The organism is Streptomyces sp. NPDC059718 (assembly GCF_042733315.1).
Lineage (GTDB): Bacteria > Actinomycetota > Actinomycetes > Streptomycetales > Streptomycetaceae > Actinacidiphila.
Genome location: NZ_JBHWGA010000047.1, coordinates 38,893 through 51,238, shown reverse-complemented (window position 1 = coordinate 51,238; position 12,346 = coordinate 38,893). Strand labels below are relative to the sequence as shown.

Below are 12,346 nucleotides of genomic sequence, written 5' to 3'. Positions count from 1 at the left end.
TGCGCCCTGTGGCGCGAGGTCCCATGCCGCGGCCTCCGGGCGTGGTCGACTACGCGGCGGTGCGGCTGATCAAGAAGGAGGTCGGTGAGCGGCTCGGGGAGCTGCTGCGGGCCCGGCCGGGGATGACCGCGGCCGCGCAGGAGCAGCAGGGACGTGCGCTGATCAACGAGCAGGTCGCGATCTGGTCGGACGCCGAGGCGGTGCGCTGCGGGCAGGCCACCAGGCCGACAGAGGACGCGGCGATCGCTCAGGCGGTGTTCGATCTGCAGTTCCGCGCTGGCCGGCTCCAGGCCCATCTGGACAATCCGGCGGTGGAGAACATCTTCATCAACGGCTACCGCACCGTGGTGCTGGACTTCACCGACGGCCGCCGCGCCCACGTCGCGCCGGTCGCCGACTCCGACGACGAGCTCCGCGAGCTCCTGCGCGATCTCGCACGCCGCACCACCGGCCAGTCGGAACGAAGCCTGTCGACCGCAGACCCGTTCCTCGCTCTGCGACTGGACGACGGATCGCGGCTGCAGGCAGTCATCGACGTCACGCCAGGGACGTATGTGACGATCCGCCGACACTCCATGCGCCACGCCAGCCTCGACGACCTGGTCGCCCGGGGCATGCTCGACACCACGCTGCAGGCATTCCTGTCCGCGTGCGTGCGGGCGGAGAAGAACGTCATGGTCGTGGGCGGGCAGGCCGCCGGGAAGACCACTCTCCTCCGTGCACTGCTACGGGAGATCGACCCGCAAGAGCGGTTCGCCACGCTGGAGACGGAGTACGAGCTGTTCGCGCACGAGAACGGCTTTCACCAGCAGGTCGTGCCGATGGAGGCCCGGGAGTCCAACGGTGAGCGGGTCGACGGCCGCAGCGCTGGTGAGATCACGCTGATGGACCTGATGTACCGGGCGCTGCGCATGTCGCTGGCGCGGATCGTGGTCGGTGAAGTCCGCGGCCCGGAGATCGTGGCGATGCTCCAGGCCATGACCAACGGGCAGGGCGGCAACCTGTCCACGCTCCACGCGATCCACCCGAACGTGGTGTTCGACCGGATCGCCGAGCTCTACCTGCTCGCGCAGGCGAACATGAGCGAAGCGCTGGCGTACCGGCAGACCGCGAACGGCCTGGACTTCATCGTCTTCGTCACCTCCATCGATGAGACCCGCATCGGCGGGCATCGGCACCGGTTCGTGTCCCACGTGCTGGAGGTCACCGGGATCGGCGAGGGTGGCCGCCCCGATACGAACCTCATCTTCGGGCCGCGCCCGGAATGGGACGAGCCGAGAGCGATGCCGATGATGCACCCGCGGTGCGTCGCTGACCTTCGGCGGGCCGGCTTCGCCCCGGAACTCCTGGACGAACCGGCCGGCACCTGGCCCACCCAGCTGCAGCTGATGATCCGGGAGGCGTCGTGAACGGCGCGGGACTGCTGCTGTGGGGCATCACCGGCGCCGCGTTGGTCGCCGGGCTGGTCGGCATCGTCGTCGGCGTGACCGGCACCGATGCTCCCCGAACGCCGTCCATGTGGTCCCGGATACAGACCGCAGGGGCTGCGGGTGCCGGACGTCGGGCGCTGGAACAGCGCAGGACCCGGCTCGCTGCCGGTGCCATTGCCAGCGCTGCGGTGTGGGCGGTGACGGGGGTGTTCGTGGCCGGCGTGCTGGTGCTGCTGGCCGTGCCGGGGGTTCCGTGGCTGCTGGCGCCGACCAAGGGCGCGAGCGTTCGGATCGCCCGGCTGGAGGCGCTCGGGGACTGGACGCAGCGGCTGTCGAACGTGCTGCGGCTCGGCCGCGGCCTGGACGAAGCTCTCGCTCTGTCCGGGAAGGGCGTGCCGGAGGCCATTGCGGGCGAGGTTGGCGAACTGGTCGACCGGCTCGCTGTCGGCTGGCGGCCGGACGATGCGCTGCGCGTCTTCGGTGACGCACTCGACGACGTGACCGCGGACAAGGTCGTCGGCGCCCTGGTGCTGTCCGCCGCCGATCGCGGCCCGGGGCTGGCGCAGGCGTTGGAAGACCTGGCGGCGTCGGTGCATGAGGAGGTCGCCAAGCGGCGGCAGATCGAAGCGGACCGGGCCAAGCCCCGCACCACCGTGCGGTGGATGACCCTGATCACGCTCGGTGTGGTCGCCTTCGGATTCCTCATCCCCGGCTACACCGCCCCCTACAGTTCCCTGCTCGGCCAGCTGGTCCTGGCGCTGCTCGCTGCCGCCTTCGTGGCGGTGCTGGTGTGGATGCGGCAACTCGCCGACCATCACCCCGTGCCGCGGTTCCTGATCGCCGACACGCGCAGCCGCGTCACCGCCCCCTCGCAGAGGCTCACTCACCCATCGCACCGTGACGTGGAGCCCGTACCCGGTCCGTCCAGGTCAGCCGGTAAGGAGGCGTGGTGATCCCGGTGGGTGCGCTGCTGGCCGGCGCCACGGTTGGCGCTGGGATGGCGCTGCTGGTCAAGGAACTCCTCAAGCCTGCACCCGCGTTGGGCCCAGCGCTGCAGCGTATGAATCACCCCGCTCCCCCGACCCCCGAGCTGGACAGCGCCGACCGCCATGAGCGGTGGGGGGCGTGGCTGGTCGACCACGTCGGCAGCCTTCCCGGGGTCCGGATTCCCCGGAAGAACCTCGCGCTGGTGGGCACGTCGCCGGGCCGGTTCTTGCTCACGAAGACCGCGCTCACCGGCGCAGGGCTACTGATGCCGCCACTGGCCGGGATTCCGCTGCTGCTGCTCGGCCTGCCGCTGTATCTGCCGGCCGTGGTCGGTGTGCTGTTCGCCGCGGTGCTGTGGTTCGCTCCCGATCTCGCCCTGCGCGACCAGGCCCGGCGCGCGCGGGAGGAGTTCGCGCACGCCATGGCCGCATACCTGGACCTGGTCGCGTTGCGCCGGGCCGGGAACGTCTCCGCCGAGCAGGCCCTGGAACAGGCAGCGCAGGTCGCAGACGGCTGGGCGTTCGCCCGGATCCAGCAGGCCCTGATGCAGTCCCGGGTGGACAAGGTCCCGCACTGGGAAAGCCTGACCCGGCTCACCGCCGAACTGGACCTGCCGGCGCTGGATGACCTCGCGGCCATCATGCGGCAGTCCACCGACGACGGCGCCGCCGTCTACGCCACGCTTCGCGCCCGCGCCCGGAACCTGCGCACCGAACTGCTGGCCGCGCAGGCCGCAGAGGCGAATGCCAACAGCGAGAAGATGACCGCCCCCGGCGCTCTGCTCGCGGTGCTGGTCATGCTTCTCATCGCTTTCCCCGCGGTCATCCGCATCCTCACGACCTGACCACACGCCGAAGGAGCGCCCGAAGATGAATCCCCTGACCCGCGCCGCGACTGCTGCTGTGTTGTGGGTGCGCGGCCGCCTCGAGCAGGGCCGCGCCCGCGGCAGCGACCGCGGCGACATCTCCATCACCACCGTCATCATCTGGGTCGCCGCCGTCGGCGGCGCGCTGGCCATCGCCGGCACCATCGGCGTCATCGTCAGCAAGTACAACGGCCTGCTCAACGGGATCTGACCAGACGATGGCCAGGGCAACGGGCACGAGCAGCAGCGCGGTAGGGGTCGCCCGTCGGGTGCCGGCTACGGCCAGGCGGCGTGGGGACCGGGGCGAGGCCTCGATCCAGATGGCGATCGTGTTCCCGTTCGTCATCTTGCTCACCCTGGCCGTGGTGCAAGCCGGCATGTGGTTCCACGCACGCAACATCGCCCTGGCGGCTGCACGTGAAGGCGTCACCGCCGCCCGCACCTACCAGGCCACCGATGCTGACGGCGCCGCCCGAGCGCGAGAGGTCCTCAGCCGAATCGCCGGTGACAGCCTCCGGGCCCCGACCGTCACCACGGTCGGCAGCGGCACGGAGTCCGTGCGGGTCACGGTGACGGGCACCGCTCCCTCCCTGCTGCCCGGTATCGGAGGCTTGCACATCGACGCGTCCGCCACCGGCCCACGCGAACGGTGGACCAGGCCATGACGCGCCCGACGCACCGACCACGGCTGCGGGGCGACCGGGGAAGTGAGGCGGTCCAGGCCGCGATCGTCACGCCGCTGCTGATCGCGTTCCTGTGCCTGGCCATCGCCGCTGGACGCCTCGCCGTCTCCGGCGGAAAGGCCGATGCGGCCGCCGAGGACGCAGCCCGCGCCGCCTCGCTGGAACGCACCCAGCTCGCCGCTCAGTCCGCGGCTGCCGACGCTGCCACCCGCTCGTTGGAAGACCAAGGCGTCCACTGCGCCAGCACCGACGTGGACGTCGACGCCTCGGGCCTGTCTGTGCCAGTCGGCCAGGTCGGCTACGTCACCGTCACTGTCCGCTGCACCGTCGACCTGTCGGATCTGCTGCTGCCGGGAGCTCCCGGAACCAAGACGCTGACGAGCTCGTTCACCAGCGTCGTGGATGCTTTCCGCGCCAGGCGGGACGCATGACGCGGGCCATGCTCGGATCAGCTGGGCGCCGCCTGCGGCGGGGAGACCAGGGCGGGATCGCGGTGTTCGTCGCGATCTGCACCGTGGCGCTGCTCGCGATCGCCGGGCTAGTCCTGGACGGCGGCGGCAAGCTGCGTGCCACCGAACGCGCCGACGCCCTCGCGCTGGAAGCCGCCCGCGCCGGCGGCCAAGCCCTCGATCCCACCGACGCTGTCACCGGCACCGCGATCCACGTCGACCCTGCGGCCGCCGAGGCCGCCGCCTCGGAGTACCTGCGTCAGGCCGGCGTCCACGGAATCGTGCGCGTCTCGCCGGACCGCAGCGAGCTGACCGTCGTCGTCACCACCACCTACGCCACCCGGTTCCTGCTCGTGATCGGCATCGGCTCCATGGATGTCACCGGGCACGGCACCGCGACGCTACTGCACGGCGTCGACCAGCCCGAATAGCCCACGAGAAGGGCCACCCGCCATGCCACAGCCATCTGTTGTCCGTCCGCCGCGCAGACCACCCACCCGCGAGGCACGTACCCGTGGCGCCACCATCGGCGCGGTCGCGCGCGCGGCCGCGAGCCTTCTGCTGCTGGGCGCACTTCTGCTCGGCCTGCCGATGCTGCTGTGGTGGGGCACCGCCATCGTCGGCCCGCCCGGCATCCAAGCACTGGGCAACCTGCTGAGCACGCAGGACTCCGGTCAGGTGTTCCTGCTGGCCCTCGCCGTGGCGGGCTGGGCCGGGTGGGCGGGCTTCGCGGCCGCCGTAGCTGTCGAGGTCCCGGTTCAGCTGCGCGGCCGGACCGCACCGAGGCTACGGCTGCTGGTCGGCCAGCGCGCGGCCGCCGCACTGGTCGGCGCCATCCTGGTCGCGCTGCCCACCGGCACTGCTCTGGCCTCACCGACCCCCGCCCACACTGTCACCACCACCGCGGCGGCCGCCAGTTCTCCCGCCCAAGGCGGACATGCCGCGGCCACCTCGGCCGCGACTGCTCAGGCAGAGCAGCAGGACGGGACGGTCACGCATACAGTGCGGGCGGTCCGTCCGGCGGAGAGCTTGTGGTCGATCGCCGAGGACCGGCTCGGCGACGGCTACCGCTGGGAAGAGATCGCTGCCCTCAACGAGGGACGCACCATGACCGACGGCACCGTTTTCCGGGCGGAGGATCCGATCCGGCCCGGGTGGGTGCTGCTCCTGCCCGACGACGCCGCGCCCACCGGACCCCGTGCGCAGGGCGGCCGTGGGAGTGCCCTCGAGGAAACCCGGCCGGAGGCGTACACGGTGCGGCCGGGCGACACCCTGTCGCAGATCGCCGAAGACGAACTCGGTGACGCCGACCGCTACCCGGCGATCTTCCGTCTCAACCGGGGCGAAGCCCAGCCCGGTGGGGGTCACTTCACCGACCCCGACCTCATCTACCCCGGCCAACACCTCGACCTCCCGCGCGCGGGAAGCCACGCTGCACCGGCAAGGCCGCACCACGACAACCCCGAGCAACCCCGCAACCGCACAACGCCGCCAGGCAACGCCGACGTTCCCGGTGAGCGCGAGCCTACGGCGAGTCCCTCCACAGCTCCGCAGACGGCACCCTCTACCGCAGCTGCGACACCGCCAGCGGTCGCAGCGCCGAACGGGGAGACCTCGCTGCCGACCCGCCCGGCTGAGACTGCTGTGCCCGACAGGGCTCCTGACCCCGCACGGCCGACGGAGCGCACCAGCGCGTCCACGGAACCGACCGCTGCTACCCCGCCCGGGTCGCCGCGGTCGGGGGCGCCCTCCGCGGCCGAGGCACCGGCTTCACTGTCGGCGCCTCCCGCGCCGCCGGCCTCCGCAGACTTGGCCCCGGCAGGGCGTGCTGACACCACGCCGGATTCCGGGATGGAGCGGCAGGTCGTGCTGATGGCCGGGATCGGTGCGTTGCTGGCCGCGTTGCTGACGGGGGCACTGGGGGTGCGGCGGATTCTGCAGCAGCGCCGGCGCCGGGCGGGCGAGACCATCGCGATCGACGACGACCCGACCCGGACCGAGCAGATCCTGCAGGCCGCAGGCGAGCCAGCCGGCGTCGCACTGCTGGACACCGTGCTGCGTACCCTGGCCCACCGTGCGGCCGAGTCCGGCGACCAGGTCCCCGTGGTGCAGGGTGCCCGGGTCACCGCGTCCGGCGCAGTGCACCTGGTCGTCGACGACCCCGAAGCCGACCCGGCCCCGCCGTTCACGACGGGCCAGTCGGCCGGCGTTTGGGCGCTGGACAGCGGTCTGCCGCTGCTGCTGGCGGAGCAGGCGCGGGAGGTTCCCGCGCCGTATCCGGGGCTGGTCACCCTCGGCGCGGCCGAGTCCGGCGACCTGGTGCTGATCAACCTCTTCCAGACCGGCGGTCTGCTGCTGGACGGGACGCCGGAGGATGTTCTGGCCGTGGGCCGGGCGCTGGCGTTGGAGGCGGGCACCAGCGCGTGGAGTGACCACACTGAGGTCCTGACCGTGGGGTTGGGAAGCCGTCTGGCGGGGCTGTTGCCGAAGGGCCGGTTGCGGGCGATGCCGCATCTGGCGTCGGTGGTCTCCGATCTCGGGGCGCTGCTGGTGGAGGTGTATCAGCACGGCGAGGACCAGGCGGTGGAGCCGCTGCCATGGATCCTGATCTGTGCGGCCGATGTCGATCCCGAGCAGGTCTGGCAGCTCGCCGACGCGATCGCCGCCGCCCGGCACCTGCCGGTCACCGTGGTCCTGCCCGAGACCCCGGCGACCCGGCAGGCCTTCCCTGACGCCGGCGCCGTTCCTGTCGCCGGGACGACGACGGCGGTCTTCCCTCAGTTGGCGGCTGGCTCGGTGGAGTTGCAGCGGCTGACGGATGAGCAGTACCGGGAACTGGTCCACGCTCTCGACGTCGCGGATCAGCCCGCGGACCGCGCGACGGGCGCGTGGCAGCTGGCCGAGGACCACGCTCACGCTGCCGCAACCTCGCGGCCGGCGCCGCATCCTATGCTGCTGCACCCGATCGCCGACGACGCCGACGCGGGCACCGAGGCAGGCACTCCGTTCCCGCCTCTGCTGGCCACCGCCGACCCAGGCCGGATCCACCTGGTCAAAGCAACTGCGCCGTCCGGCCCAGACTCAGGTACTGGGCCGGAGGACCAGGATGGTGTCGTCGCCGTGGACAGCGGGGAGGTCGTCGGGGCCGCAGGTGAGGTGGCGTCGATGCCTGAGCCGTCCGGCCCGAAGGCTCCTGAGATCAATGTGCTCGGCTCGCTGCAGGTGTCCGGGATCACCGGCTCCGGGCATGGCCCGCGCTTGGAGACGCTCGCGGCCCTGATCTACCTCAAACCCGGGAGGAACGCCGACGCGCTGTGCACGTTCATGGACCCGGCCTCGCCGTGGACGACTCGCACCCTGCAGTCCCGGCTGTCGGAGATCCGGGCCCGATGCGGAGCCACTCCGGACGGCCAGCCGTACCTGCCCCGGCCCAGAGCAGGCTCGGGATACGCGTTCGACGCGTCGATCCGCTCGGACTGGGCGACCTTCCAGGACCTCGCGACCCGGGGCCTGGCCGCGGGCCCGGCGGCTGGCATGGCGGACCTGGAAGCCGCGCTGGCGCTGGTGCGAGGCCGGCCGTTCGACGGCCAGGAGTATCCGTGGGCGGTGTCCGTGCAGCAGGAGATGCTGTCCCGCATCGTCGACGTCGTGCACACGCTCGCCGCCTGGCACTGCGCAGGTGACGCGCCGGACTGGGACGCGGCCCGGGGCGCGGTGCTGCGAGGCCTGGACATCGATGAGACCGCCGAGGTCCTTTACCGCGACTGGATCGCGATCGAGCAGGCCGCCGGCAATCACTCGGGGGCCCGCAAAGCGGTGGCGCGGGTCACCGAGGTCACCCGGGCCTACGACATCTCCATGGACGCGCGCACCGAGCACGCCATCGCCGCAGTGCTGGAGGAGTCCGGGGACCTGGCGGCCGCACCCGGCGGCGCCTGACACGACACACGGAAGCGGGTGCCGGCCGCGACGGGGGAACGCGGCCGACACCCACTGCCGATCAGCCTAACGCCGATACGGGGGAGGTAAGTCATGGTCGCCGCACTGCGGCTTGAAGTCACTGGAGTGGTGCAGCCGTTCGAGCTGCCCGAGGACTACACCAGGCAACGCCAGGTATTGCGCGCTCTGCTCAGTGGCGCCGTCGACGGCGCGGTCTACCACCGGCGCGCCCTCATCCACGTCCACGGCCAGGGCTCCCTCAGCCCAGCCCGGCAGCTCAACGTCGCCGCGTGGGCGCTGGCCAGCACCTGGCGCGGCACCGGGCTGCCGTACGGGCTCTACGGGACGGCTGTCGTGACCGGCCCGAACCTCTCCGACGGCGGGTACGGCGCTGTGGATGAGGACCTGTCAGTGCACGTGCAGGCGGTGTGCGCCGCGGTGTCGCGGGTGCTGGCTACGTGGGTGAACTGCCCGCCGAGGGGAGAAGCGCAAGCGCGGGCCGAGGTCCTACGCGAGAGTCCTTCCCTGTTCGGCGCCACGTTCAGTCGCCCCTGAGCGCGAGTGCCCAGGTCGGACGGGTGCCTTCTTCCGCGGCCGCAGTGACAACACAGCCATGATCGACATAGCGTGTCCTGACCTGCACAAGAGAAAGGGGGGACAACCATGAGCGACAGCACGTGGGCCGCCGGTGACAGCACCTGGGGCTTCGGCGACCTGGGCTGGTAGTCAGCACAAGCGAAGGGGCTCCTGCCGCGATGATCGCGGCAGGAGCCCCTTCGGTTCTCGCGGGGGTGTCAGCCGACGCGTCCCCGCTGTGTGCGGCGGCCCCACCGGCGGGGCGAGGCGTAGCGCGCTCCGCCTGGGGGCCGGGTGGTGTGCGAGGGTGCCGGTGTGGGCTCTTGCTCGCCCGCGGGCTGGCAGTGCGGGCACAGTTCGTGGTGGCCGAGGTCGGTGACGATGGTTCCCCATCCGCGGCAGTGTTCGCAGTCGCGGGCCAGGACGGCGTTGGCGCGGGGAGCGGGGCTTGCCCCGTCGGTCATACGGCGCTTCCTCCGATGCGTCGGTTATGTCCTTTGTAAGCGACCGACACCACACCCGCCAAATGCGTGTTCGACGATCAGGCGTCGCTCAGCATCTGGTCGGCCGCGAGTGCAGCACGGCGGCGCGGGAAGTCTGCCACGAACGGCTCGAGTTTGCCCGGGGTGTAGACGGCGTTGTACTGGGCGACGATCCCGCGCGCGGTGAGCAGTTGCGCCAGGAGGTACTCGTCCGGGGCGACCCCGTCGCGCTCCAGGTGCTCGTGCCAGACGGCGTAGATCCGGAACGCGGGCAGGTAGCGGCGCAGGGTGGAGGGGCTGACCGGGGCACCGCCGCGGCCAGTCATCCCGAGAGTGGCAAGGTGAGCTGACAGCACCTTGTCCGTCAGCTGCTTGTCGTCGGTGATGGCCAGGCCGTGTGCACGCCGGTACTCGTCCCAGACGCGGTAGTAGCGGTCGACCGTCGTGAGCTGCGGGACCTGGCCGTCGGTGGGCGCTGGTTCTTCCGCTGCGGGCACCTGCGCAGGGCCGGGTGCTTCGGGCTCCGTCTCGGATTCCGGCTCCGGGCCGACCTCGGGGACAGCGACGGTGACGGTGACGCGGCGGGCCGGAGCCTCGGTGGCGGCCGCGGTCTGCGCCGGCACGCTCGGCTCAGGGAGCGGCGCCGGCTCGGGCCGCAGGTGCCGTACGACCGATCCTTCGGTCTCCTCGGGCGTAGCCGGCTCGATGGCCGGGCGCTCCCACGCGGCGGGGAGTTCGATCCCGGCCGCGGCCAAGCCCGCAGGGCCCGTCTCAGTCAAGGGGATGCCGTAGCGGGTGAACCGCAGCGGCATCAGGGCGTCGACAGGGGCCATACGGCGCCAGGCCCGGCCGTACCGGGCGCGCAGCCGCGCCTGGTAGATGAGGCGTTCCTGCTCGAGGCGGATGACGTCGTCGTAGGAGCGGAGCTCCCACAGCTTCATGCGCCGCCAGAGGCGGAAGGTCGCGGTCGGGGCGAGCAGCCAGCGCGCGAGCCGGACCGACTCCATGTGCTTGTCGGCGGTGATGTCGGCGACCCGGCCGATCGCGTGCCGCGCGGCCTCCACCGAGACGACGAAGAGGATCGGGATGATGCCGTGCATCCCGACGCCGAGCGGGTCGGGCCAGGCCGCCGCGCCGTTGAAGGCGATCGTCGCGGCCGTGAGCAGCCAGGCGGTCTGGCGCAGCAGCGGGAACGGGATGCGCAGCCAGGTCAGCAGCAGGTCGAGCGCGAGCAGGACCACGATCCCGGCGTCGACGCCGATCGGGAAGACGTTCGCGAAGGCGCCGAAGCCCTTGCGCAGCGCCAGCTCCCGCACCGCGGCGTACGAGCCGGCGAAGCCGATCGCGGCGATGATGACCGCGCCGATCACGACGACACCGATCAGGATCCGCTGGGTACGCCCCAGCTGCTCGGTGTCTTGTGCTGCCCCCTCCACGACCGGCGGCCCCTCCTGCTTCTTCTGTCACACGCTGTAGCCAAGGCCAACACTCTCACGATGGGGTCGCATGGTTCACCCCCCTGGGCATCACGATGCCGCGACAGCAGGCTCATACGCCCAGCGAAGCCGCACCGCCGGGTGTCCTAGCCCGTCTGCCGGACGGAACGCAACCATGGGCGTGCCGTGCCGTTACTGAGACATGGACCGGCCCTTCTACGCTCCGTACATCGATGCCGTGGTCGCCGAGTTGGGACGGCTCGCATCGCCAAACGTGTGGTACGCACGCTTCCCCGAGGGTGGCGGCCCGTCCGCTTTCGGAGCGACGATCCTCCTCCTCGACGGCACGTACGACGCCGAGGAGGACCGGACTATCAGTACGGAGCTTCGGTGGTCTCCGTTGACCGGCTGGTCGTGGGCTTATGTCTGCTCCGATGGAGCGGAGTCCATCAGCGAGTGCCTCCTCGCGGCGCTCGTACCGCCGCCTGACCATGTAGCCCTGGCTGCAGTGCACGCGGCGGTCTACGACGAGGACTACCTGCCGGTCGCGGGCTGTGACTCACCCGCACTGTCCTACTTGCCTGCCGAAGTGGTCCAGGCGGTCAAGGCTGGGGTCGTCACCGAAGCAGTGGCGCTCCAACTGGCTAGCTACGTGTAGCCAGACTCGAGGGGCGCGAGCGTGTCGTGCGGGACGGCCCCGCTCGGCCACGCCCCTGGAGAGCCGGACTAGGCGAAGCTCCCTCGGGAGCCCGCTGAGATGACGTTGCGCTGCCACGGGCCGACTGATAGCACGCGCCATATCGTTTTCGAGCAGGCATTCGATGGGTTCGTTCTGGGAAATAGTCATCGGCCAGAAAAGTAGGCGGCTTTCGACTATCCGGTCCATCGGGTCGCTTCGCATGCTCTAAGGTCAATATCGGCGCTCGCAAAGGAACTGGCGTCACCGCTGTCGCACGCCCTTCGGGCGCGGCATCCGGGCCAGGCCATCTGGCCCGGATGCCGCATCCAGGGGCGAACGATCGGTGAGCCCCGCCAGAGAAAGGAACCTTGCGTGAGTGTCGATGTTGAAGGAGAAGAACCTTCGCTGAAGCGGAAGCCTCGACGCAGCTGGTCGTGGCGTCGAGACGTCCTGCTGTTGGCGCAGGTGATCGCCACAGCGGCGGCCGTCGTGGCCGCTGCGAAGGCGGGCTGATGAACCCCGGGCCGCTCTAATCGGCCCGGGGCCACCAGCAAAGGGGCTCGTTCGCTCTCTCGGGAGTGGCGGGCCCCCGTCCATTTGCAGGGAGGCTCCTCGGGGTGGCGGTCCCCGAGTGCGCATGTGCGCACTCCCTTGTCGCAGACTCTACCCGGTGTGAGGGTAGATTTCTCGCGTCTGACCATTCCGCGGAGACCAATCTGCGAACCTTCCTGCGCGACCATTCTGCGAACCTGTCTCCGTGAATTCCCGTCCGACCTGGGAATTCAGGATGGGTGTGGAAGTGTCACACGTGATTGCTCGC

General features: G+C 71.0%; 13 protein-coding genes. 11 read left to right on the top strand and 2 right to left on the bottom strand.

Annotation, left to right across the window (positions count from 1 at the left end; all coding sequences use genetic code 11):
• Positions 1-23 precede the first annotated feature (23 nt).
• The 9 genes from ACFV3E_RS36910 (at position 24) to ACFV3E_RS36870 (ending at position 8,908) form a co-directional block, all read left to right on the top strand.
• The gene (locus tag ACFV3E_RS36910; RefSeq protein ID WP_500539378.1) at positions 24-1,409 is read left to right on the top strand and encodes a TadA family conjugal transfer-associated ATPase; all 1,386 of its coding nucleotides are present in this window, start codon (positions 24-26) and stop codon (positions 1,407-1,409) included.
• Positions 1,406-2,383 carry a type II secretion system F family protein gene (locus ACFV3E_RS36905; protein ID WP_500539376.1) on the top strand — a complete coding sequence of 326 codons (978 nt, stop codon included), beginning with the start codon at positions 1,406-1,408 and terminating at the stop codon, positions 2,381-2,383. The genes ACFV3E_RS36910 and ACFV3E_RS36905 overlap by 4 nt, the downstream gene beginning before the upstream one ends.
• The gene (locus ACFV3E_RS36900) at positions 2,380-3,261 is read left to right on the top strand and encodes a type II secretion system F family protein (protein WP_500539422.1); all 882 of its coding nucleotides are present in this window, start codon (positions 2,380-2,382) and stop codon (positions 3,259-3,261) included. The genes ACFV3E_RS36905 and ACFV3E_RS36900 overlap by 4 nt, the downstream gene beginning before the upstream one ends.
• Positions 3,262-3,286: 25 nt before the next feature.
• Positions 3,287-3,493 carry a hypothetical protein gene (locus ACFV3E_RS36895; RefSeq protein ID WP_500539374.1) on the top strand — a complete coding sequence of 69 codons (207 nt, stop codon included), beginning with the start codon at positions 3,287-3,289 and terminating at the stop codon, positions 3,491-3,493.
• A gap of 7 nt (positions 3,494-3,500) precedes the next feature.
• Positions 3,501-3,947, top strand: a complete 447-nt coding sequence (locus ACFV3E_RS36890; RefSeq protein WP_500539372.1) for a TadE family protein — start codon at positions 3,501-3,503, stop codon at positions 3,945-3,947.
• Complete coding sequence (locus ACFV3E_RS36885) at positions 3,944-4,396, top strand: TadE/TadG family type IV pilus assembly protein (RefSeq protein ID WP_500539370.1); 453 nt, start codon at positions 3,944-3,946, stop codon at positions 4,394-4,396. The genes ACFV3E_RS36890 and ACFV3E_RS36885 overlap by 4 nt, the downstream gene beginning before the upstream one ends.
• 8 nt (positions 4,397-4,404) lie before the next feature.
• Positions 4,405-4,845: a TadE/TadG family type IV pilus assembly protein gene (locus tag ACFV3E_RS36880; protein ID WP_500539368.1), complete on the top strand. Its 441-nt coding sequence runs from the start codon at positions 4,405-4,407 to the stop codon at positions 4,843-4,845.
• Between the two features lie 22 nt (positions 4,846-4,867).
• Complete coding sequence (locus ACFV3E_RS36875) at positions 4,868-8,353, top strand: LysM peptidoglycan-binding domain-containing protein (RefSeq protein ID WP_500539366.1); 3,486 nt, start codon at positions 4,868-4,870, stop codon at positions 8,351-8,353.
• A gap of 93 nt (positions 8,354-8,446) precedes the next feature.
• Complete coding sequence (locus tag ACFV3E_RS36870) at positions 8,447-8,908, top strand: hypothetical protein (RefSeq protein WP_500539364.1); 462 nt, start codon at positions 8,447-8,449, stop codon at positions 8,906-8,908.
• A 239-nt stretch (positions 8,909-9,147) separates the two neighbouring features.
• Here the strand turns inward: ACFV3E_RS36870 and ACFV3E_RS36865 are convergent, their stop codons facing one another.
• Together ACFV3E_RS36865 and ACFV3E_RS36860 are read right to left on the bottom strand one after the other, a co-directional pair.
• Positions 9,148-9,393 carry a hypothetical protein gene (locus tag ACFV3E_RS36865; protein ID WP_500539362.1) on the bottom strand — a complete coding sequence of 82 codons (246 nt, stop codon included), beginning with the start codon at positions 9,391-9,393 and terminating at the stop codon, positions 9,148-9,150.
• Between the two features lie 77 nt (positions 9,394-9,470).
• Positions 9,471-10,847: a DUF2637 domain-containing protein gene (locus ACFV3E_RS36860; RefSeq protein ID WP_500539360.1), complete on the bottom strand. Its 1,377-nt coding sequence runs from the start codon at positions 10,845-10,847 to the stop codon at positions 9,471-9,473.
• Between the two features lie 202 nt (positions 10,848-11,049).
• On the opposite strand from ACFV3E_RS36860, the gene ACFV3E_RS36855 reads away from it, so the two are divergent.
• Both ACFV3E_RS36855 and ACFV3E_RS36850 read left to right on the top strand, forming a co-directional pair.
• A complete protein-coding gene (locus ACFV3E_RS36855) occupies positions 11,050-11,505 on the top strand; it encodes a hypothetical protein (protein WP_500539358.1) in 456 nt (151 codons plus the stop codon).
• A gap of 393 nt (positions 11,506-11,898) precedes the next feature.
• Positions 11,899-12,039 carry a hypothetical protein gene (locus tag ACFV3E_RS36850; RefSeq protein WP_500539356.1) on the top strand — a complete coding sequence of 47 codons (141 nt, stop codon included), beginning with the start codon at positions 11,899-11,901 and terminating at the stop codon, positions 12,037-12,039.
• The last annotated feature ends 307 nt before the right edge of the window (positions 12,040-12,346 follow it).